This is a genomic window from Comamonas sp. 26, assembly GCF_002754475.1.
In the GTDB taxonomy this organism is placed as follows: Bacteria; Pseudomonadota; Gammaproteobacteria; order Burkholderiales; family Burkholderiaceae_C; genus Comamonas.
The window spans coordinates 751717-774302 of the sequence record NZ_PEFL01000003.1; the positions used below are offsets into that span (position 1 = coordinate 751717).

At 54.3% G+C, this 22586-nt stretch carries 10 protein-coding genes, 4 tRNA genes and 7 rRNA genes; 18 read left to right on the top strand and 3 right to left on the bottom strand.

The genetic code is table 11. From position 1 onward, the window contains the following. Window positions 1-7: 7 nt before the first annotated feature. Window positions 8-637 (bottom strand): response regulator transcription factor, encoded by a 630-nt coding sequence (locus CLU84_RS21655; protein ID WP_099740025.1) that lies wholly within the window; start codon window positions 635-637, stop codon window positions 8-10. A gap of 55 nt (window positions 638-692) precedes the next feature. Next, the gene (locus tag CLU84_RS21660) at window positions 693-1814 is read right to left on the bottom strand and encodes an ATP-binding protein (RefSeq protein WP_099740026.1); all 1122 of its coding nucleotides are present in this window, start codon (window positions 1812-1814) and stop codon (window positions 693-695) included. A gap of 116 nt (window positions 1815-1930) precedes the next feature. Here CLU84_RS21660 and CLU84_RS21665 point away from each other — a divergent pair, with 116 nt between their 5' ends. The 7 genes from CLU84_RS21665 (at window position 1931) to CLU84_RS21695 (ending at window position 8382) form a co-directional block, all read left to right on the top strand. Beyond that, window positions 1931-2380 carry a hypothetical protein gene (locus CLU84_RS21665; protein WP_099740027.1) on the top strand — a complete coding sequence of 150 codons (450 nt, stop codon included), beginning with the start codon at window positions 1931-1933 and terminating at the stop codon, window positions 2378-2380. Between the two features lie 42 nt (window positions 2381-2422). After that, the gene (locus CLU84_RS21670) at window positions 2423-2785 is read left to right on the top strand and encodes a response regulator (protein WP_099740028.1); all 363 of its coding nucleotides are present in this window, start codon (window positions 2423-2425) and stop codon (window positions 2783-2785) included. A gap of 32 nt (window positions 2786-2817) precedes the next feature. Next, window positions 2818-5019 carry a chemotaxis protein CheW gene (locus tag CLU84_RS21675; RefSeq protein WP_099740029.1) on the top strand — a complete coding sequence of 734 codons (2202 nt, stop codon included), beginning with the start codon at window positions 2818-2820 and terminating at the stop codon, window positions 5017-5019. A 66-nt stretch (window positions 5020-5085) separates the two neighbouring features. Beyond that, window positions 5086-5574: a chemotaxis protein CheW gene (locus CLU84_RS21680; protein ID WP_099740030.1), complete on the top strand. Its 489-nt coding sequence runs from the start codon at window positions 5086-5088 to the stop codon at window positions 5572-5574. 17 nt (window positions 5575-5591) lie between these two features. Beyond that, window positions 5592-6506 carry a CheR family methyltransferase gene (locus tag CLU84_RS21685; RefSeq protein WP_099740031.1) on the top strand — a complete coding sequence of 305 codons (915 nt, stop codon included), beginning with the start codon at window positions 5592-5594 and terminating at the stop codon, window positions 6504-6506. 24 nt (window positions 6507-6530) lie between these two features. Next, window positions 6531-7265 carry a chemoreceptor glutamine deamidase CheD gene (gene cheD / locus CLU84_RS21690; RefSeq protein ID WP_099740032.1) on the top strand — a complete coding sequence of 245 codons (735 nt, stop codon included), beginning with the start codon at window positions 6531-6533 and terminating at the stop codon, window positions 7263-7265. 13 nt (window positions 7266-7278) lie between these two features. Continuing rightward, window positions 7279-8382, top strand: a complete 1104-nt coding sequence (locus CLU84_RS21695) for a chemotaxis response regulator protein-glutamate methylesterase (RefSeq protein WP_199173816.1) — start codon at window positions 7279-7281, stop codon at window positions 8380-8382. A 124-nt stretch (window positions 8383-8506) separates the two neighbouring features. Here the strand turns inward: CLU84_RS21695 and CLU84_RS21700 are convergent, their stop codons facing one another. Next, window positions 8507-10393: an ATP-binding cassette domain-containing protein gene (locus CLU84_RS21700; RefSeq protein WP_099740034.1), complete on the bottom strand. Its 1887-nt coding sequence runs from the start codon at window positions 10391-10393 to the stop codon at window positions 8507-8509. A gap of 471 nt (window positions 10394-10864) precedes the next feature. Here CLU84_RS21700 and CLU84_RS21705 point away from each other — a divergent pair. From CLU84_RS21705 to CLU84_RS21755, 11 genes are all read left to right on the top strand, one after another. After that, window positions 10865-12397, top strand: a 16S ribosomal RNA gene (locus CLU84_RS21705). Window positions 12398-12497: 100 nt separating this feature from the next. Next, window positions 12498-12574 (top strand) — tRNA-Ile (locus CLU84_RS21710). Window positions 12575-12603: 29 nt separating this feature from the next. Then, window positions 12604-12679 (top strand) — tRNA-Ala (locus tag CLU84_RS21715). Window positions 12680-13097: 418 nt separating this feature from the next. Further along, window positions 13098-15977 (top strand): 23S ribosomal RNA (locus CLU84_RS21720). Between the two features lie 180 nt (window positions 15978-16157). After that, window positions 16158-16270 (top strand): 5S ribosomal RNA (gene rrf, locus CLU84_RS21725). A gap of 352 nt (window positions 16271-16622) precedes the next feature. Beyond that, window positions 16623-18155: ribosomal RNA gene (locus tag CLU84_RS21730) — 16S ribosomal RNA — on the top strand. Window positions 18156-18255: 100 nt separating this feature from the next. After that, window positions 18256-18331: transfer RNA gene (locus CLU84_RS21735), tRNA-Ile, on the top strand. A 29-nt stretch (window positions 18332-18360) separates the two neighbouring features. Then, a tRNA-Ala gene (locus CLU84_RS21740) sits at window positions 18361-18436 on the top strand. 418 nt (window positions 18437-18854) lie between these two features. Beyond that, window positions 18855-21718 (top strand): 23S ribosomal RNA (locus CLU84_RS21745). Between the two features lie 180 nt (window positions 21719-21898). Next, window positions 21899-22011: ribosomal RNA gene (gene rrf / locus CLU84_RS21750) — 5S ribosomal RNA — on the top strand. Window positions 22012-22359: 348 nt separating this feature from the next. Beyond that, window positions 22360-22586 (top strand): 16S ribosomal RNA (locus CLU84_RS21755); the annotation flags it as partial.

Genomic DNA, 22586 nt, shown 5'->3' on the forward strand with positions numbered 1-22586 from the left:
TGCAGTACTAGATCAGCTTGTTGTGAATCGCGTAAGCCGTCAACTCTGCGTTGCTACTCATCCCCAGCTTCTCCAGCACCCGCGCCCGATAAACACTCACCGTCTTGGGGCTCAGCATCAGCTCCTGCGCAATATCCGTTTGCTTCTGGCCGCTGGCAATCTTCAGCAAAGTCTGCATCTCGCGCTCGGACAGGGTTTCGTGGGGCACGGGGGCCACTGGCTGGGCCAGGCTTTCGGCCAGCATCTGGGCCACTTCGGGGGTCAGGTATTTGCGGCCGCTTTGCACGATGCGCACGGCTTCGATCAGCTGCACCGGGTCGCCCGCCTTGTTGGCATAGCCTGCCGCGCCGGCCTTGATGCTGCGCAGCGCGTACTGATCCTCGGGGTACATGGAGACCATGATGACGCGGATGTGCGGGTGGGTTTCGCGCACACTGGCCAGAACCTCCAGACCGCTGCGGCCGGGCATGTTGATGTCCAGCAGCAGCACGTCGCAGGTGGCAGTGCGCAGTTGCTCGCGCAGCTCGGCGTAGCAGCCTGCTTCGGCGGTGACGATGATGTCCGTCGCCTCGGCCAGGGTGTCGCGTATGCCTCGTCGCAAAATGGCATGGTCATCGCATAGCACGACGTGAATCAAGGTACACCTCCCAGGTAAACAGCCCGCCAAGACTCAACTAGCCATAGTGCGTTGCTCATGTTTCGGTATCAGTCAGAGGAATGGTGAGGATGATAGAGGTTCCTCGACCGGGGTGGCTGCTCACATCCAGCCAGCCGTTAACTGTGCGTGCGCGCTCACTTAGTCCGCGAAGCCCGAAGGATTGGGGCTTGTCACGGGATTCCTGGGTCAAACCTACCCCGTTATCTGTTACTTCCAGTGTCAAAAAACCTTCGTGATCGGATAAATCCAGCGTCACGCGGCTGGCTTGTGCGTATTTGCTGATATTGGTCAAGGATTCCTGCGCAGTGCGGTACACGGCCACCTGCTGGGCGGGGGCTATCTCCATGTGCTCGCGGCTGGTGTGCAGCTGGGCGGGAATGCCGGTGCGGCGCTCAAAGTCCTGAGCCAGCCATTGCACGGCGGCAACCAGCCCTTGGTCGAGTACCGGCGGGCGCAAGTTCTGCATGATGCGCTGACTGGCACCCAGTGCGTGCTCCAGCATTTCCAGCGCCGATTGGGCGTGCTCGCGCAGCGCGCCTTCGGGGCTGTTGCGGCTCATCCATGCCAGATCGAACTTGACGGCGGTGAGCGAGCCACCAATATCGTCATGAATCTCGCGCGAGATATTGGCGCGCTCTTGCTCGATGCTGGTGTGCAGATGGTCTGTCAGCTCGGCCAAACGCTTTTCGGACTGGGCCAGCTCCTGCATGGCGCGGCGGCGGGCCTGCCGCGCTTCGTGCACTTCAATGGCGCGCTTGATGACATGTGGCAGGCTGTTGATCTGGTCTTTGAGGAGGTAGTCGCTGATGCCCAGCCGCATGATATCCACCGCCGCCGATTCGCCAATGGCACCCGACAGCAGCACAAACGGCGGAGCATCGGCGCGGGTGCGAATCAGGTCCCAGACATCCAGCGCCGTGAAGCCGGGCAGGTAGTAGTCCGCCAGAATCAGGTCGAACGTCTGCGTCTGCAAAGCGTCTTTGATAGCGGGCAGAGTGTCGACCGCAGTGAGGGTGCAGGGCAGCTGTCCACGCTTGAGACTCAGGCGCGCCAGGGCCTGATCTGCGACAGAGTCTTCAATATGGAGGATTTTCACGTGCTGATCCTGTAATTGCATATCGCCAAGAACGCTATCATTGGATACATTTTGGAACATTGGAGCAATAGTCGTCAGGTCAGGACTGATCAGCGGCGGCAATGGCTTCTGATCTGTTTATTTCGTGGTGCATGGCGGCGTGGTCGTCATGAAGGTTTTTCGCAGTTGGAGTAACGATGCAGACAATGCAAAACCCATCGGGTGTGCCTGCGGTTGCCGTGCCGGTGATGGTGGCTGCGGAGCTGCAAGATGCCTTGCTGGTCACGCTGCGTGACTTGCAGCGGCTTGAGGGGCTGCTGGACCATGCCACGCATAATTTGCTGGAGCGCTTTGAGCAGGCCAATGGCCAATTGTCTCACCCCGCTCTGCTGGAAACGGCAGGACTGGACTCGGCACGTGAGGCGTTGCGCCTGGCGGTCACCGAGCTGCAGTTCCACGATATGTCCTCACAATTGATTGCTCACATGGCGCATACCTTGCAAGCCTGCGCTTTCAGGCTGGGGGCGGCTGCCATGGGCACGGACGAGGATGAGGCAGAAACAGACGTCTGCCTGCCGAGCCTGCCCGAGAAACCCAACCCCGTCACGCAAAGCGAGATGGATGCTGGCTCTGTAGAGCTGTTTTGACCTTCTACTCTGTTTACTGTTGCCCGTCTGTTGGAGCTGTACATGCGATCGATCCTGGCTGTTGATGATTCCCCCTCGATGCGAAAGATGGTTTCTTTCACATTGAGCAGTGCTGGCTTTAAGGTGGTGGAGGCCGTCGATGGTGTAGATGCACTTGAAAAAGCCCAGGCAGAAAACATAGATCTGGTGCTGGCCGACCAGAACATGCCGCGCCTTGATGGCATTGGCCTTACCCGCAAGCTGCGCGAAGACCCCAAGTTCAAGGGAACGCCCATCTTGATTTTGACGACGGAATCCAGCGATTTGATGAAGCAGGCAGGCCGTGCCGCAGGGGCTACGGGCTGGCTGGTTAAGCCTTTTGACCCCAATCGTTTGATTGAAGTCATTCAGAAAGTCCTCCGTTAAGCCGATAACAACGAATCACAGCAGGAAACACCATGGCGGATACACACCAGGATGGCGCAGGTTCGGGCGCGGACTTTGACCTTAGCCAGTTCTATCAAATTTTTTTCGAGGAGGCCAGCGAGAACCTCGACCAGATGGAGCAGATGCTGCTCAGCCTGGATTTGTCGGCCGCCGATGACGAAGAGCTCAACGGCATTTTTCGCTGCGCCCACTCCATCAAGGGCGGCGCGGCAACTTTTGGCTTCTCTGACGTGACTGAGCTGACGCACCGCATGGAGTCCTTGCTGGACCGCCTACGTCGCCATGAAATCACTCCCATTCCCGCCATGGTTGATGTGTTGCTGGAGTCTGCAGACGCCAGCCGCAGCCTGCTGGCACGTCACCAGTCGGGTGATGAGGGTGAGCCTATATCCACAGCAGAGCTGGTGGTGCGCATTGAAGCACTGGCACAGGGCTTGACGGAGATTCCACAGGTCAATCGTCCTGCAGCCGTTGCTGAAAAGGAGCAAGTAGCTCCTGTTGTTGTGGCGCCTGTGCAAATTTCTGCTCCCGCTCAGGTCGCAGCGCCCGGCGCCGTGATCGGTACGGAGCCGCCCGAAGGTGCGCGCGTGCTGCACATCGACATTGGTCCGCTGCCCAAGCTGGAGCTGGGTGATGCCATCAAGGAGTTATTTCGCGATATTCCCGGTCTGGGCACGATTCAGGATCAGGTCAGCAGCAAGCCGGATTACCGCCTGTTTGAGGTCAGAACCGTTTCTACCGATGACGAATTGCGTGATTTGTTCGTTTTCCATGTCTCCAAAGAGCAGGTGCAGATCACGGAGCTGACACAGCAGCTCGCGGCCACTGTCGCTGAGGTTGAGGCTGTGGTAGCCGAGCCTGATGCGATTGTGGCCGGGGATGACGAGCAAGCTACACCTTCCGTCCACCTGTCGGCAGAGGAGGCTTATGGCTTTTTTGCCGGAGCACCTGGCAGCCCTGATGCGCTATTGAATCAAGAGCGTGCAGCGCAAGACCCATCTGCGGCAGGGGCACAAAAGGCTGCTCCCAAGGCGGCGGCTGCGCATATGGAGTCCACCAGCATTCGCGTGGATGTGAAGAAGGTGGACCAGCTCATCAATCTGGTCGGCGAGCTGGTGATTACACAGGCCATGCTGGCGCAGAACAGCCAGGGTCTGGACCCTACGGCTTATCAACAGCTGCTGGCGGGGCTGGCCGACCTGGATCGCAACACGCGGGACTTGCAGGAGTCCGTGATGTCGATCCGCATGATTCCCATGTCCACCGTGTTCAGCCGCTTCCCGCGCATGTTGCGTGATCTGGCGGGCAAGCTGGGCAAGAAGGTGGACTTCATCACGCTGGGTGAAGCCACCGAGCTGGACAAGGGTCTGGTCGAAAAGATCACTGACCCGCTGACCCATCTGGTGCGCAACAGCGTGGACCATGGCATTGAGATGCCCGAGGAGCGACTGGCAGCCTGCAAGTCTGAAAACGGCACGCTGACGCTGGCGGCCTCGCATCAGGGCGGCTCCATCGTCATTGAGGTGCGTGACGACGGCAAGGGCATGAGTCGCGAGAAGATTCTGAGCAAGGCGCGCGAGCGCGGCATGGATGTGTCTGACAGCATGCCTGACAGCGAAGTCTGGATGCTGATCTTTGCGCCAGGCTTCTCCACCGCCGATGTGGTGACCGATGTGTCGGGTCGAGGCGTGGGAATGGACGTGGTCAAGCGAAACATCAGCTCATTGGGCGGAACGGTGGAGATTGACTCCGTCGCCGGTCAGGGCATGAAGGTTTCGGTGCGCCTGCCGCTGACGCTGGCCATCATGGATGGCATGTCGGTCGGTGTGGGCGAGGAGGTCTATATCCTGCCCTTGTCCTCCGTGGTGGAGTCCTTCCAGGTCAAGGGCGATGATGTGAACACCGTGGCCAATGGCACGCAACTGGTCAAGGTGCGTGATGAATACATGCCCGTGATTGCACTGGAGCGAACCTTCCAGGTGCCGCGCGCCGATGAGAACGAGACCAGCAACATCATGGTGGTGGTCGAAGCCGACGGCAGCCGTGTGGCGCTGCTGGTGGATGAGCTGCTGGGGCAGCACCAGGTGGTGGTGAAGAACCTGGAGAGCAATTACCGCAAGGTGCCCAATGTCTCGGGTGCCACCATTCTGGGCGATGGATCTGTGGCACTGATTCTGGATACCGGCGCTCTGGTGCGTCGAACCCGTCATTGACCTTGAGCCTGGCTTGAGCCAAGCCGCCCCGCGACTGAACCGACCTGAATAACCGAGAGAGCTGACATGAACATCCTCAACAAGACTGCCGAAGGCCTGGCCACTGGCTCCCGCGAATATCTGACCTTCCGCCTGGGCGCTGAGGAGTACGGCATCGACATCCTTAAGGTGCAGGAAATCCGTGGCTACGAGCCTCCCACACGCATTGCCAATGCCCCCGAGTTCATCAAGGGTGTGGTCAATCTGCGCGGCACCATCGTGCCTATCGTGGACATGCGCCTGCGCTTTAACTGTTCCGAAGTGGAGTACAACGCCTTCACCGTGGTCATCATCCTGAATCTGGGCCGCCGCGTGGTGGGCATTGTGGTGGACTCGGTCAGCGATGTGATGGAGCTGGCTGCGGATGCCGTGCGCCCCGCACCAGATATCGAAAGCGCCATCGACAGTGGCTGCATTCTGGGCCTGGGCTCGGTGGGCGAGCGCATGCTCATCTTGCTGGACATTGAAAAGCTCATGGGCAACGTCGACATGGGCCTGGTGGCCTCTGAAGCCTGAGCGATCCAGAGGCCTGTGTGCTGAATCTGGGGCGTAGCGCTTCATCCAACAAAGCTCCTGCGCATCTGGTGCAGGACGACGATGCGTCGCCAGACCAATTGTCTGGCCCGCTGACGCAGGGGCGCGAGTTCGTCTGGTCTAACCGTGACTTCTCCCGCGTTCAGGCGCTGATCTACAAACATGCCGGCATCAGCCTGCATGATGGCAAGCACGCCATGGTCTACAGCCGCCTGTCCCGCCGCTTGCGCGAAACAGGGTACGAGAGCTTTGCCAGCTATCTGGACTGGCTGGAGTCGATTAACGATGGACCGGAGTGGCAAGAGTTCGTCAATGCTCTCACCACCAATCTGACGGCATTCTTTCGCGAGCAGCACCATTTTGAAATTCTGCAGCAGCACCTGCGCAGCCATAAGCCGGCTGGCAATGGCTGGAAGGTGTGGTGCAACGCGGCATCGACGGGTGAAGAGCCTTATTCCATTCTGATGACGGCGGTCGAGAGTCTGGGTGCATCGCCCAGCTTTCAGCTGACGGCAAGCGACATTGATTCACGCGTGCTGGAGACTGCATCGCGCGGCGTGTACCGGGCCGAAAGCGTCAAGGGCGTTAGTACCGAGCGGCTGCACCGTTTCTTTTTGCGTGGACGCTCGGGCAACTCAGGCATGGTTCGCATCAAGCCAGAGCTGCGCCAGATGGTGGATTTCATCAATGTCAACCTGATTGCGGGTGACTGGCCATTTCGCGAGAAATTCGACGTGGTCTTTTGTCGCAACGTGATGATTTACTTTGATGCGCCGACCCAGCGCCGTGTGCTGGAGCGTATTCATCAGGTGCTGAAGCCCGGCGGGCTGCTGTTTGTGGGCCATGCCGAGAATTTCAGCGATGCGCGTGATCTGTTCGCTCTCAAGGGGAAGACCGTTTATGAGCGTCAATGAGTCTGAAGGGCAGGGGCGGCAGTCATGAGGAATCTGAGCTCTCCGCCGGATATGCCGGGTGCTGGCGCTGCAGGCTGGTCTTTGCGCAGCCCAGCCTATATGGGGCAGGCCTCTGCTGAGCCGGCAGCCGTGGCGCCGGTGTCATCGCTGGAGCAGCTCAAGCGTCGGCCACGCCAGCCGGGTGAGGCCTCGTTCTTTTATTACGACCCGCACTTTCAGCTCAACTCAGCCAAGGTGCTGCCGGGTGAGTATTTTGTCTCGCGCGACGAGATGGCCATCGTCACCGTGTTGGGCTCCTGCATTGCAGCTTGTTTGTGGGATCGATTCATGCGCATTGGCGGCATGAACCACTTCATGCTGCCCGAGGGCGATAGCAGAGATGTCTCGGGCCGTTATGGCTCGTACGCGATGGAGCTGCTGATTAACGAGATGCTGAAGATGGGTGCGCGGCGTGAGTCCATGCAGGCCAAGGTTTTCGGCGGCGCTCAGGTCATGGCCAACTTCACGACCATGAACGTGGGTGAGCGCAACACCGATTTTGTGACAGAGTATTTGCAGACCGAGCGCATTCCTATCGTCTCTGAAGACGTGCTGGATATTTACCCGCGCAAAGTGGTCTTTTTTCCATCCACCGGCAAGGCCATGGTCAAACGACTGGCCCACGCCCATCCTGAAGCGCTGGTGCGGCAGGAAATCAGCCGTGGCAGCGCCGCTGTCGTTGCGCGCAACACGGCGGGTGGCTCGGTGGATCTGTTTTGAGGAAGGTTGAGCTTTGTTAAAGCCAAAAATTAGGGTGATCGTGGTAGACGACTCTGCGCTGGTGCGCAGTTTGTTGGCCGAGATCATCAACCGTCAGCACGATATGGAATGCATTGGTTCGGCCAATGATCCGCTGATCGCGCGCGAGATGATTCGCGAACTGAACCCGGACGTCATCACGCTGGATGTGGAAATGCCCCGTATGGATGGCATTGACTTTCTGGGGCGTCTCATGCGCCTTCGCCCCATGCCGGTGGTGATGATCTCCACGCTGACCGAGCGCGGCGCTGAAGTCACCATGCGTGCGCTGGAACTGGGAGCCATTGACTTTGTGGCCAAGCCCCGCGTGGGTGTTGCCAATGGTTTGCAGGAACTCGCCACGCAGATCGTGGACAAGATTCGTGTGGCGGCGGTCGCTCAGGTGCATCGCCTGCCGGTAGCGCCACATGGCGTGGCTGCGGGGGCCAAGCCTGCTGTGGCCCGTCCGCCAGTCGTGCCGACGCTGCTGGGGCGAGTCTCTACCGAAAAAATCATTGCCATTGGCGCCTCCACGGGCGGCACAGAAGCGATTCGGGAAGTGCTGAGCCATTTGCCCGCCGATTGCCCTGCCATCGTCATCACCCAGCATATGCCGCCGGGCTTCACCACCAGCTTTGCGGCGCGGCTCAACAGCCTGTGCCAGATGACGGTGAAGGAAGCCACGCATGGCGAGCGCCTGCTGCCCGGCCATGCCTATATCGCCCCAGGCGGCAAGCATTTTTCCATCAGCCGCAGCGGTGCCAACTATGTGGCCGTGGTGGATGATGCGCCGCCGGTGAACCGCCACAAGCCCTCAGTCGAGGTGTTGTTCAAGTCGGTGGCGGCCAATGCGGGCCGTAACGCCTACGGAATCATGCTCACGGGCATGGGGGCCGATGGTGCAGCCGCCATGCGCGAGATGCGTGACGCAGGTAGCTATAACCTGGTGCAGGACGAAGCCACTTGCATCGTCTTTGGTATGCCGCGCGAAGCCATTGCCCACGGTGCGGCTGACGAGGTGCTGCCCCTGCCGCAAATTGCGCAAGCCCTGCTGATCAAGCTGCGTGGCGGCTCCGATCAAGTGCACCATCGCATCTAAAGCTGTATAAAAAGAGAGCGCCTTGCGCCTGCCATTCAAGGGTCTTCGCTATATAAGTAGCTGAAGTCATTGAAGGACAAGCACAAGGCGCTCTTTTATTGATTGCAGCACTTGGCTGCTGCGCTTAGGCGGACAGAGCTGTCCAGCGCTCCAGTGCTTCCATCAGCGCTTCGTCAATTTCCGAATCACGCTGGTGCATGGCGACCGCCTTGGAGTTGTCGGTCGAGAACAGATTGCCGTCAGCCAGCGCTTCCTGAATCTGCTTTTGCTCGGCTTCCAGTGCAGCAATCTGGGCAGGCAGGGTTTCCAGCTCACGCTGCTCTTTGTAGCTGAGCTTTTTCTTTGGGCTTGCCACGCTTTCGGCGGGGGCTGCTACAGGCTTGGCTTCTTCCTTGGGAGTGCTCTTGGGCTGGGCGGCGGCTGCAATTGCCTTGCTGCGGCGCGATTGCTCCATCCAGTCCGTCACGCCGCCTTCATATTCACGCCAGTGGCCAGGGCCTTCCCAGGCAATGGTGCTGGTGACGACGTTGTCGAGGAAGGTGCGGTCATGGCTGACCAGGAAGACGGTGCCGTCGTAGCTTTGCAGCAGGTCTTCCAGCATATCCAGCGTCTCGATGTCGAGGTCGTTGGTCGGCTCGTCCAGCACCAGCACATTGGCAGGGCGGGCAAACAGGCGGGCCAGCAGCAAACGGTTGCGCTCACCACCCGACAGAGAGCGCACGGGAGAATGCGCACGCGCGGGCGAGAACAGGAAGTCGCTCAGATAGCTCTTGACGTGCTTCTTCTGGTTGCCAATTTCAATCCACTCGCTACCGGGGCTGATGAAATCCTCCAGCGTTGCATCCAGATCGACTTGGTGGCGCATCTGGTCAAAGTAGGCAACCTGCATATTGGCGCCTAGGCGCACATTGCCGCTATCCGGTGCCAGCTCGCCCAAGATCATCTTGAGCAGCGTCGTCTTGCCAGCGCCATTGGGGCCCAGCAGGCCCACCTTGTCGCCACGCAAAATCGTACCGCTGAATTTTTCAACAATGTTCTTTTCGCCGTAGACCTTGCTGACATCGGTCAGCTCGGCCACGATCTTGCCCTGGTAGCTGTCACCCTTGCCAGAGGCAATATCCATGTTCACGCTGCCTTGCACATCGCGGCGAGCGGAGCGATTGGCCCGCAACTCTTGCAAGCGGGTGATGCGGCTCTGGCTACGCGTGCGGCGGGCTTCCACGCCCTTGCGAATCCAGACTTCTTCTTGGGCCAGCAGCTTGTCGGCCTTGGCGTTGATAACCGCCTCTTGCGCCAACTGTTCTTCTTTTTGCACAACGTATTGAGCAAAGTTACCAGGGTACGAGAGCAGGTGGCCTCGGTCCAGCTCCACAATGCGCGTGGCAATGCGGTCCAGGAAGCTGCGGTCGTGGGTGATGGTGATGACGCTTCCCTTGAAAGCAATCAGCAAATCTTCCAGCCACTCAATAGAGTCCAGGTCCAAGTGGTTGGTTGGCTCATCCAGCAGCAGCACATCGGGGCGGGCCACCAAAGCTTGCGCCAGCGCTACGCGCTTACGAGTACCGCCAGATAGGCTGCCCACCAGAGCGTTAGGGTCCAGATGCAGACGCTGCAGCGTTTCTTCTACGCGCTGCTCCCAGTTCCAGGCGTCATAAGCCTCAATCTGGGTCTGCAAGACATCCAGATCCTCGCCCTCGCCGCCAGCCAAATAGCGCTCACGCACGGCAATCACAGCCGCCAGACCATCGGATGCGGATTCAAAGACTGTGTGCTCCGGCTTCAGATCCGGCTCTTGGGCTACATAAGTAATGCGAACCCCGTTTTGGACCTGGACCTGACCGTCATCGGCTTTTGCCAGGCCGCCCAAAATTTTGAGCAGCGAAGACTTGCCAGCGCCATTGCGGCCGATCAGACCGACGCGTTCGCCGGTTTCCAGGGAGAAAGTGGCGTGGTCCAACAGGGCCACGTGCCCGAACGCCAATTGAGCGTCCAACAAAGTAATCAGTGCCATCGTGCGCGCATTATCTATGTACTGCTATAGAGACAGAGGCCGTCAGGCCTCTGTCTCTATCTGCTCCAGGGGCGAGATCAACGGCAAAGACCCCTTCAAGGCATGAAGCTTTTGTGTCAGTTTTGACTGATCTAGGGTTTCACCTATGCTATAGTTCAACCCATCGCAGCAAACAACTGCCTCGCAGACTTAAAAAAGTCACGGTGAAGCAGATGAAAGCTGTGATACACTGAAAGGCTTCGCTGATCACAGCAAGCAACGAAATTCAAAAGTGGTTCTGCCGGTTTTGAGTTCTCGGTTCCTTAAAAAAATACAGCCGATAAGCGTGGGCGTTTGATGGCAAGCAGCCAGTTCTTCGGAGCAAAACTCTTCGGAGTATCAAGCGCTCACAAAAACAGTAATTATTGAAGAATTTATTCTTCTTGATTCCGTCAAGTGAGTGAGCAGTCGAAAGACTTTAAATTCAAGATCGAACTATAGAGTTTGATCCTGGCTCAGATTGAACGCTGGCGGCATGCTTTACACATGCAAGTCGAACGGTAACAGGTCTTCGGATGCTGACGAGTGGCGAACGGGTGAGTAATACATCGGAACGTGCCTAGTAGTGGGGGATAACTACTCGAAAGAGTAGCTAATACCGCATGAGATCTACGGATGAAAGCAGGGGATCGCAAGACCTTGTGCTACTAGAGCGGCTGATGGCAGATTAGGTAGTTGGTGGGGTAAAGGCTCACCAAGCCAACGATCTGTAGCTGGTCTGAGAGGACGACCAGCCACACTGGAACTGAGACACGGTCCAGACTCCTACGGGAGGCAGCAGTGGGGAATTTTGGACAATGGGCGAAAGCCTGATCCAGCAATGCCGCGTGCAGGATGAAGGCCCTCGGGTTGTAAACTGCTTTTGTACGGAACGAAAAGCTCTGGGCTAATATCCCGGAGTCATGACGGTACCGTAAGAATAAGCACCGGCTAACTACGTGCCAGCAGCCGCGGTAATACGTAGGGTGCAAGCGTTAATCGGAATTACTGGGCGTAAAGCGTGCGCAGGCGGTTATGTAAGACAGAGGTGAAATCCCCGGGCTCAACCTGGGAACGGCCTTTGTGACTGCATGGCTAGAGTACGGTAGAGGGGGATGGAATTCCGCGTGTAGCAGTGAAATGCGTAGATATGCGGAGGAACACCGATGGCGAAGGCAATCCCCTGGACCTGTACTGACGCTCATGCACGAAAGCGTGGGGAGCAAACAGGATTAGATACCCTGGTAGTCCACGCCCTAAACGATGTCAACTGGTTGTTGGGTCTTAACTGACTCAGTAACGAAGCTAACGCGTGAAGTTGACCGCCTGGGGAGTACGGCCGCAAGGTTGAAACTCAAAGGAATTGACGGGGACCCGCACAAGCGGTGGATGATGTGGTTTAATTCGATGCAACGCGAAAAACCTTACCCACCTTTGACATGTACGGAAGTTACCAGAGATGGTTTCGTGCTCGAAAGAGAACCGTAACACAGGTGCTGCATGGCTGTCGTCAGCTCGTGTCGTGAGATGTTGGGTTAAGTCCCGCAACGAGCGCAACCCTTGCCATTAGTTGCTACATTCAGTTGAGCACTCTAATGGGACTGCCGGTGACAAACCGGAGGAAGGTGGGGATGACGTCAAGTCCTCATGGCCCTTATAGGTGGGGCTACACACGTCATACAATGGCTGGTACAAAGGGTTGCCAACCCGCGAGGGGGAGCTAATCCCATAAAGCCAGTCGTAGTCCGGATCGCAGTCTGCAACTCGACTGCGTGAAGTCGGAATCGCTAGTAATCGTGGATCAGAATGTCACGGTGAATACGTTCCCGGGTCTTGTACACACCGCCCGTCACACCATGGGAGCGGGTCTCGCCAGAAGTAGGTAGCCTAACCGCAAGGAGGGCGCTTACCACGGCGGGGTTCGTGACTGGGGTGAAGTCGTAACAAGGTAGCCGTATCGGAAGGTGCGGCTGGATCACCTCCTTTCTGGAAAAATGCTGCTTTAAATTGAACGTCCACACTTATCGGTTGTTGGAACAAGCCAAAGCTTGATAGGCAAGGAAACTTGCTTGTTGTGTTGAGGAATGGGTCTGTAGCTCAGCTGGTTAGAGCACTGTGTTGATAACGCAGGGGTCGTTGGTTCGAGCCCAACTAGACCCACCAAGATTCCAATGCCAGTGCAAGAGGATCCTGGGGGATTAGCTCAGCTGGGAGAGCACCTGCTTTGCAAGCAGGGGGTCGTCGGTTCGATCCCGTCATCCTCCACCAAGTTTAAAAATGATAGCGCCTGAAGGTGCTATAATCGTTGGCTCAGCAGATGTTGCAAGGCATGAGGTTGAGAAGCAAGAAAACAGAAATTCAATATAAAAGCAGTCTGAAGCAGACTGCTTTTATATTGATCTTTGATCAATAGGCTGTTCTTTAAAAATTCATAGAGTCGAAATCAGCGTTGCTGGTGGAAAGCGCAAACCAAGGTTTGTGCACCGTGCCATCAGCAACTTTTTGATTGCGTCAAAACAAATATTTTGCGAAAGCAAAGATATTTAGTAATGACGAATATTCTCTAAGCTGTATCGAAAGATACAGCCAAAGATATTCACATTACGGCATAACGCGTGAGGTGCAAGACCTCACCAGTCTTTGAAATCTAGAGCTTTGTGTTTCGCAAGAGACGTCAAAGTTATAGGGTCAAGTGACTAAGAGCATATGGTGGATGCCTTGGCGATGATAGGCGACGAAAGACGTGATAGCCTGCGATAAGCTTCGGGGAGCTGGCAAATAAGCTTTGATCCGGAGATTTCTGAATGGGGGAACCCACCTCGCAAGAGGTATCGCATGATGAATACATAGTCATGCGAAGCGAACCTGGAGAACTGAAACATCTAAGTACCCAGAGGAAAAGACATCAACCGAGATTCCGATAGTAGTGGCGAGCGAATTCGGAAGAGCCTTGCAGTGATAGTCGACCGGTTAACAAAATGGCATGGAAAGGCCAACCATAGTGGGTGATAGTCCCGTATGTGAAAACCGATCGGTGGTACTAGGCTGCAGACAAGTAGGGCGGGGCACGAGAAACCCTGTCTGAATATAGGGGGACCATCCTCTAAGGCTAAATACTCATCATCGACCGATAGTGAACCAGTACCGTGAGGGAAAGGCGAAAAGAACCCCGGGAGGGGAGTGAAATAGATCCTGAAACCGTATGCTTACAAAAAGTCGGAGCCTCGTAAGGGGTGACGGCGTACCTTTTGTATAATGGGTCAGCGACTTACATTCAGTGGCAAGCTTAACCGAATAGGGGAGGCGCAGAGAAATCGAGTCCGAATAGGGCGATCAGTCGCTGGGTGTAGACCCGAAACCAAGTGATCTATCCATGGCCAGGATGAAGGTGCCGTAACAGGTACTGGAGGTCCGAACCCACTAATGTTGCAAAATTAGGGGATGAGCTGTGGATAGGGGTGAAAGGCTAAACAAACTTGGAAATAGCTGGTTCTCTCCGAAAACTATTTAGGTAGTGCCTCAAGTATTACCGTCGGGGGTAGAGCACTGTTTAGGCTAGGGGGTCATGGCGACTTACCAAACCTATGCAAACTCCGAATACCGACGAGTACAGCTTGGGAGACAGAGCACCGGGTGCTAACGTCCGGACTCAAGAGGGAAACAACCCAGACCGCCAGCTAAGGTCCCTAAAATTGGCTAAGTGGGAAACGAAGTGGGAAGGCTAAAACAGTCAGGATGTTGGCTTAGAAGCAGCCATCATTTAAAGAAAGCGTAATAGCTCACTGATCGAGTCGTCCTGCGCGGAAGATGTAACGGGGCTAAGCCAGTTACCGAAGCTGCGGATGTGTCATTTATGGCACGTGGTAGGAGAGCGTTCTGTAAGCCTGTGAAGGTGTCTGGAGACGGATGCTGGAGGTATCAGAAGTGCGAATGCTGACATGAGTAGCGTTAAAGGGGGTGAAAAGCCCCCTCGCCGTAAGCGCAAGGTTTCCTACGCAACGTTCATCGGCGTAGGGTGAGTCGGCCCCTAAGGCGAGGCAGAGATGCGTAGCTGATGGGAAACAGGTCAATATTCCTGTACCGATCAATAGTGCGATGTGGGGACGGAGAAGGTTAGCTCAGCCAACTGTTGGATATGTTGGTTCAAGCCTGTAGTCATGCCTGGTAGGCAAATCCGCCGGGCTAAGATGAGGGGTGATAACGAGTCTGCTTGCAGACGAAGTGAGTGATACCCTGCTTCCAGGAAAAGCCACTAAGCTTCAGCTATTGACGACCGTACCGCAAACCGACACTGGTGCGCGAGATGAGTATTCTAAGGCGCTTGAGAGAACTCAGGAGAAGGAACTCGGCAAATTAACACCGTAACTTCGGGAGAAGGTGTACCCCAAGTCAGTGAAGTTGAACAAACGGAGCTAAAAGGGGTTGCAAAAAATTGGTGGCTGCGACTGTTTAATAAAAACACAGCACTCTGCAAACACGAAAGTGGACGTATAGGGTGTGACGCCTGCCCGGTGCTGGAAGATTAAATGATGGGGTGCAAGCTCTTGATTGAAGTCCCAGTAAACGGCGGCCGTAACTATAACGGTCCTAAGGTAGCGAAATTCCTTGTCGGGTAAGTTCCGACCTGCACGAATGGCGTAACGATGGCCACACTGTCTCCTCCTGAGACTCAGCGAAGTTGAAATGTTTGTGATGATGCAATCTCCCCGCGGAAAGACGGAAAGACCCCATGAACCTTTACTGTAGCTTTGTATTGGACTTTGAACGGATCTGTGTAGGATAGGTGGGAGGCTTTGAAGTGTGGTCGCTAGATCACATGGAGCCAACGTTGAAATACCACCCTGGTGCGTTTGAGGTTCTAACCTTGGTCCATTATCTGGATCGGGGACAGTGCATGGTAGGCAGTTTGACTGGGGCGGTCTCCTCCCAAAGCGTAACGGAGGAGTTCGAAGGTACGCTAGTTACGGTCGGACATCGTGACGATAGTGCAATGGCATAAGCGTGCTTAACTGCGAGACTGACAAGTCGAGCAGATGCGAAAGCAGGACATAGTGATCCGGTGGTTCTGTATGGAAGGGCCATCGCTCAACGGATAAAAGGTACTCTGGGGATAACAGGCTGATACCGCCCAAGAGTTCATATCGACGGCGGTGTTTGGCACCTCGATGTCGGCTCATCTCATCCTGGGGCTGTAGTCGGTCCCAAGGGTATGGCTGTTCGCCATTTAAAGAGGTACGTGAGCTGGGTTTAAAACGTCGTGAGACAGTTTGGTCCCTATCTTCCGTGGGCGCTGCAGATTTGAGGAAGCCTGCTCCTAGTACGAGAGGACCGGAGTGGACACACCTCTGGTGTACCTGTTGTCACGCCAGTGGCATCGCAGGGTAGCTAAGTGTGGAAGAGATAACCGCTGAAAGCATCTAAGCGGGAAACTCGTTTCAAGATGAGATCTGCCGGGGCCTTGAGCCCCCTGAAGGGTCGTTGTAGACCACGACGTTGATAGGCTGGGTGTGGAAGCGCAGTAATGCGTTAAGCTAACCAGTACTAATTGCCCGAGCGGCTTGACCCTATAACTTTGGGTTTAGCTCAGAAATGAAAAGACAGAATGAATCATGCAAGTGATCATTCAAGTTATGCCAAAAAGGCGCAATCGAATAAGCTGATCGAGACTCTATGAATTCGTTGGATTGAAAGTGAGCTTTGATTAAGAAGTTAATCGAAGAGCGATCAATCTGACAAAAAGTTTATGCCTGATGACCATAGCAAGTTGGTACCACTCCTTCCCATCCCGAACAGGACCGTGAAACGACTTAGCGCCGATGATAGTGCGGGTTCCCGTGTGAAAGTAGGTCATCGTCAGGCTCTTACGCCAAAACGCCTGGCTCACGCCAGGCGTTTTCTTCTCTCTCTTCGAAAGAGGGGTGAGAAGAAAACGCAAAAACGTTTTTAAAGTGCTGCAAAACAGTGCTAAAATCTAAGGCTTCGCTGATCACAGCAAGCAACGAAATTCAAAAGTGGTTCTGCCGGTTTTGAGTTCTCGGTTCCTTAAAAAAATACAGCCGATAAGCGTGGGCGTTTGATGGCAAGCAGCCAGTTCTTCGGAACAAAACTCTTCGGAGTATCAAGCGCTCACAAAAACAGTAATTATTGAAGAATTTATTCTTCTTGATTCCGTCAAGTGAGTGAGCAGTCGAAAGACTTTAAATTCAAGATCGAACTATAGAGTTTGATCCTGGCTCAGATTGAACGCTGGCGGCATGCTTTACACATGCAAGTCGAACGGTAACAGGTCTTCGGATGCTGACGAGTGGCGAACGGGTGAGTAATACATCGGAACGTGCCTAGTAGTGGGGGATAACTACTCGAAAGAGTAGCTAATACCGCATGAGATCTACGGATGAAAGCAGGGGATCGCAAGACCTTGTGCTACTAGAGCGGCTGATGGCAGATTAGGTAGTTGGTGGGGTAAAGGCTCACCAAGCCAACGATCTGTAGCTGGTCTGAGAGGACGACCAGCCACACTGGAACTGAGACACGGTCCAGACTCCTACGGGAGGCAGCAGTGGGGAATTTTGGACAATGGGCGAAAGCCTGATCCAGCAATGCCGCGTGCAGGATGAAGGCCCTCGGGTTGTAAACTGCTTTTGTACGGAACGAAAAGCTCTGGGCTAATATCCCGGAGTCATGACGGTACCGTAAGAATAAGCACCGGCTAACTACGTGCCAGCAGCCGCGGTAATACGTAGGGTGCAAGCGTTAATCGGAATTACTGGGCGTAAAGCGTGCGCAGGCGGTTATGTAAGACAGAGGTGAAATCCCCGGGCTCAACCTGGGAACGGCCTTTGTGACTGCATGGCTAGAGTACGGTAGAGGGGGATGGAATTCCGCGTGTAGCAGTGAAATGCGTAGATATGCGGAGGAACACCGATGGCGAAGGCAATCCCCTGGACCTGTACTGACGCTCATGCACGAAAGCGTGGGGAGCAAACAGGATTAGATACCCTGGTAGTCCACGCCCTAAACGATGTCAACTGGTTGTTGGGTCTTAACTGACTCAGTAACGAAGCTAACGCGTGAAGTTGACCGCCTGGGGAGTACGGCCGCAAGGTTGAAACTCAAAGGAATTGACGGGGACCCGCACAAGCGGTGGATGATGTGGTTTAATTCGATGCAACGCGAAAAACCTTACCCACCTTTGACATGTACGGAAGTTACCAGAGATGGTTTCGTGCTCGAAAGAGAACCGTAACACAGGTGCTGCATGGCTGTCGTCAGCTCGTGTCGTGAGATGTTGGGTTAAGTCCCGCAACGAGCGCAACCCTTGCCATTAGTTGCTACATTCAGTTGAGCACTCTAATGGGACTGCCGGTGACAAACCGGAGGAAGGTGGGGATGACGTCAAGTCCTCATGGCCCTTATAGGTGGGGCTACACACGTCATACAATGGCTGGTACAAAGGGTTGCCAACCCGCGAGGGGGAGCTAATCCCATAAAGCCAGTCGTAGTCCGGATCGCAGTCTGCAACTCGACTGCGTGAAGTCGGAATCGCTAGTAATCGTGGATCAGAATGTCACGGTGAATACGTTCCCGGGTCTTGTACACACCGCCCGTCACACCATGGGAGCGGGTCTCGCCAGAAGTAGGTAGCCTAACCGCAAGGAGGGCGCTTACCACGGCGGGGTTCGTGACTGGGGTGAAGTCGTAACAAGGTAGCCGTATCGGAAGGTGCGGCTGGATCACCTCCTTTCTGGAAAAATGCTGCTTTAAATTGAACGTCCACACTTATCGGTTGTTGGAACAAGCCAAAGCTTGATAGGCAAGGAAACTTGCTTGTTGTGTTGAGGAATGGGTCTGTAGCTCAGCTGGTTAGAGCACTGTGTTGATAACGCAGGGTCGTTGGTTCGAGCCCAACTAGACCCACCAAGATTCCAATGCCAGTGCAAGAGGATCCTGGGGGATTAGCTCAGCTGGGAGAGCACCTGCTTTGCAAGCAGGGGGTCGTCGGTTCGATCCCGTCATCCTCCACCAAGTTTAAAAATGATAGCGCCTGAAGGTGCTATAATCGTTGGCTCAGCAGATGTTGCAAGGCATGAGGTTGAGAAGCAAGAAAACAGAAATTCAATATAAAAGCAGTCTGAAGCAGACTGCTTTTATATTGATCTTTGATCAATAGGCTGTTCTTTAAAAATTCATAGAGTCGAAATCAGCGTTGCTGGTGGAAAGCGCAAACCAAGGTTTGTGCACCGTGCCATCAGCAACTTTTTGATTGCGTCAAAACAAATATTTTGCGAAAGCAAAGATATTTAGTAATGACGAATATTCTCTAAGCTGTATCGAAAGATACAGCCAAAGATATTCACATTACGGCATAACGCGTGAGGTGCAAGACCTCACCAGTCTTTGAAATCTAGAGCTTTGTGTTTCGCAAGAGACGTCAAAGTTATAGGGTCAAGTGACTAAGAGCATATGGTGGATGCCTTGGCGATGATAGGCGACGAAAGACGTGATAGCCTGCGATAAGCTTCGGGGAGCTGGCAAATAAGCTTTGATCCGGAGATTTCTGAATGGGGGAACCCACCTCGCAAGAGGTATCGCATGATGAATACATAGTCATGCGAAGCGAACCTGGAGAACTGAAACATCTAAGTACCCAGAGGAAAAGACATCAACCGAGATTCCGATAGTAGTGGCGAGCGAATTCGGAAGAGCCTTGCAGTGATAGTCGACCGGTTAACAAAATGGCATGGAAAGGCCAACCATAGTGGGTGATAGTCCCGTATGTGAAAACCGATCGGTGGTACTAGGCTGCAGACAAGTAGGGCGGGGCACGAGAAACCCTGTCTGAATATAGGGGGACCATCCTCTAAGGCTAAATACTCATCATCGACCGATAGTGAACCAGTACCGTGAGGGAAAGGCGAAAAGAACCCCGGGAGGGGAGTGAAATAGATCCTGAACCGTATGCTTACAAAAAGTCGGAGCCTCGTAAGGGGTGACGGCGTACCTTTTGTATAATGGGTCAGCGACTTACATTCAGTGGCAAGCTTAACCGAATAGGGGAGGCGCAGAGAAATCGAGTCCGAATAGGGCGATCAGTCGCTGGGTGTAGACCCGAAACCAAGTGATCTATCCATGGCCAGGATGAAGGTGCCGTAACAGGTACTGGAGGTCCGAACCCACTAATGTTGCAAAATTAGGGGATGAGCTGTGGATAGGGGTGAAAGGCTAAACAAACTTGGAAATAGCTGGTTCTCTCCGAAAACTATTTAGGTAGTGCCTCAAGTATTACCGTCGGGGGTAGAGCACTGTTTAGGCTAGGGGGTCATGGCGACTTACCAACCTATGCAAACTCCGAATACCGACGAGTACAGCTTGGGAGACAGAGCACGGGTGCTAACGTCCGGACTCAAGAGGGAAACAACCCAGACCGCCAGCTAAGGTCCTAAAATTGGCTAAGTGGGAAACGAAGTGGGAAGGCTAAAACAGTCAGGATGTTGGCTTAGAGCAGCCATCATTTAAAGAAAGCGTAATAGCTCACTGATCGAGTCGTCTGCGCGGAAGATGTAACGGGGCTAAGCCAGTTACCGAAGCTGCGGATGTGTCATTTATGGCACGTGGTAGGAGAGCGTTCTGTAAGCCTGTGAAGGTGTCTGGAGACGGATGCTGGAGGTATCAGAAGTGCGAATGCTGACATGAGTAGCGTTAAAGGGGGTGAAAAGCCCCTCGCCGTAAGCGCAAGGTTTCCTACGCAACGTTCATCGGCGTAGGGTGAGTCGGCCCTAAGGCGAGGCAGAGATGCGTAGCTGATGGGAAACAGGTCAATATTCCTGTACCGATCAATAGTGCGATGTGGGGAGGAGAAGGTTAGCTCAGCAACTGTTGGATATGTTGGTTCAAGCCTGTAGTCATGCCTGGTAGGCAAATCCGCCGGGCTAAGATGAGGGGTGATAACGAGTCTGCTTGCAGACGAAGTGAGTGATACCCTGCTCCAGGAAAGCCACTAAGCTTCAGCTATTGAGACCGTACGCAAACCGACACTGGTGCGCGAGATGAGTATTCTAAGGCGCTTGAGAGAACTCAGGAGAAGGAACTCGGCAAATTAACACCGTAACTTCGGGAGAAGGTGTACCCCAAGTCAGTGAAGTTGAACAAACGGAGCTAAAAGGGGTTGCAAAAAATTGGTGGCTGCGACTGTTTAATAAAACACAGCACTCTGCAAACACGAAAGTGGACGTATAGGGTGTGACGCCTGCCCGGTGCTGGAAGATTAAATGATGGGGTGCAAGCTCTTGATTGAAGTCCCAGTAAACGGCGGCCGTAACTATAACGGTCCTAAGGTAGCGAAATTCCTTGTCGGGTAAGTTCCGACCTGCACGAATGGCGTAACGATGGCCACACTGTCTCCTCCTGAGACTCAGCGAAGTTGAAATGTTTGTGATGATGCAATCTCCCCGCGGAAAGACGGAAAGACCCATGAACCTTTACTGTAGCTTTGTATTGGACTTTGAACGGATCTGTGTAGGATAGGTGGGAGGCTTTGAAGTGTGGTCGCTAGATCACATGGAGCCAACGTTGAAATACCACCCTGGTGCGTTTGAGGTTCTAACCTTGGTCCATTATCTGGATCGGGGACAGTGCATGGTAGGCAGTTTGACTGGGGCGGTCTCCTCCCAAAGCGTAACGGAGGAGTTCGAAGGTACGCTAGTTACGGTCGGACATCGTGACGATAGTGCAATGGCATAAGCGTGCTTAACTGCGAGACTGACAAGTCGAGCAGATGCGAAAGCAGGACATAGTGATCCGGTGGTTCTGTATGGAAGGGCCATCGCTCAACGGATAAAAGGTACTCTGGGGATAACAGGCTGATACCGCCCAAGAGTTCATATCGACGGCGGTGTTTGGCACCTCGATGTCGGCTCATCTCATCCTGGGGCTGTAGTCGGTCCCAAGGGTATGGCTGTTCGCCATTTAAAGAGGTACGTGAGCTGGGTTTAAAACGTCGTGAGACAGTTTGGTCCCTATCTTCCGTGGGCGCTGCAGATTTGAGGAAGCCTGCTCCTAGTACGAGAGGACCGGAGTGGACACACCTCTGGTGTACCTGTTGTCACGCCAGTGGCATCGCAGGGTAGCTAAGTGTGGAAGAGATAACCGCTGAAAGCATCTAAGCGGGAAACTCGTTTCAAGATGAGATCTGCCGGGGCCTTGAGCCCCCTGAAGGGTCGTTGTAGACCACGACGTTGATAGGCTGGGTGTGGAAGCGCAGTAATGCGTTAAGCTAACCAGTACTAATTGCCCGAGCGGCTTGACCCTATAACTTTGGGTTTAGCTCAGAAATGAAAAGACAGAATGAATCATGCAAGTGATCATTCAAGTTATGCCAAAAAGGCGCAATCGAATAAGCTGATCGAGACTCTATGAATTCGTTGGATTGAAAGTGAGCTTTGATTAAGAAGTTAATCGAAGAGCGATCAATCTGACAAAAAGTTTATGCCTGATGACCATAGCAAGTTGGTACCACTCCTTCCCATCCCGAACAGGACCGTGAAACGACTTAGCGCCGATGATAGTGCGGGTTCCCGTGTGAAAGTAGGTCATCGTCAGGCTCTTACGCCAAAACGCCTGGCTCACGCCAGGCGTTTTCTTCTCTCTCTTCGAAAGAGGGGTGAGAAGAAAACGCAAAAACGTTTTTAAAGTGCTGCAAAACAGTGCTAAAATCTAAGGCTTCGCTGATCACAGCAAGCAACGAAATTCAAAAGTGGTTCTGCCGGTTTTGAGTCTCGGTTCCTTAAAAAAATACAGCGATAAGCGTGGGGTTTGATGGCAAGCAGCCAGTTCTTCGGAACAAAACTCTTCGGAGTATCAAGCGCTCACAAAACAGTAATTATTGAAGAATTTATTCTTCTTGATTCCGTCAAGTGAGTGAGCAGTCGAAAGACTTTAAATTCAAGATCGAACTATAGAGTTTGATCCTGGCTCAGATTGAACGCTGGCGCATGCTTTACACATGCAAGTCGAACGGTAACAGGTCTTCGGATGCTGACGAGTGGCGAACGGGTGAGTAATACATCGGAAGTGCCTAGTAGTGGGGATAACTACTCGAAAGAGTAGCTAATACCGCATGAGATCTACGGATGAAAGCAGGGGATCGCAAGACCTTGTGCTACTAGAGCGGCTGATG

What these genes read in the sequence shown, in the direction of transcription:
- CLU84_RS21660 (WP_099740026.1), bottom strand. Translation starts at nt 1,814, where the DNA reads ATGTTCCAAAATGTATCCAATGATAGCGTTCTTGGCGATATGCAATTA.
- CLU84_RS21665 (WP_099740027.1), top strand. Translation starts at nt 1,931, where the DNA reads ATGCAGACAATGCAAAACCCATCGGGTGTGCCTGCGGTTGCCGTGCCG.
- CLU84_RS21670 (WP_099740028.1), top strand. Translation starts at nt 2,423, where the DNA reads ATGCGATCGATCCTGGCTGTTGATGATTCCCCCTCGATGCGAAAGATG.
- CLU84_RS21675 (WP_099740029.1), top strand. Translation starts at nt 2,818, where the DNA reads ATGGCGGATACACACCAGGATGGCGCAGGTTCGGGCGCGGACTTTGAC.
- CLU84_RS21680 (WP_099740030.1), top strand. Translation starts at nt 5,086, where the DNA reads ATGAACATCCTCAACAAGACTGCCGAAGGCCTGGCCACTGGCTCCCGC.
- cheD (WP_099740032.1), top strand. Translation starts at nt 6,531, where the DNA reads ATGAGGAATCTGAGCTCTCCGCCGGATATGCCGGGTGCTGGCGCTGCA.
- CLU84_RS21700 (WP_099740034.1), bottom strand. Translation starts at nt 10,393, where the DNA reads ATGGCACTGATTACTTTGTTGGACGCTCAATTGGCGTTCGGGCACGTG.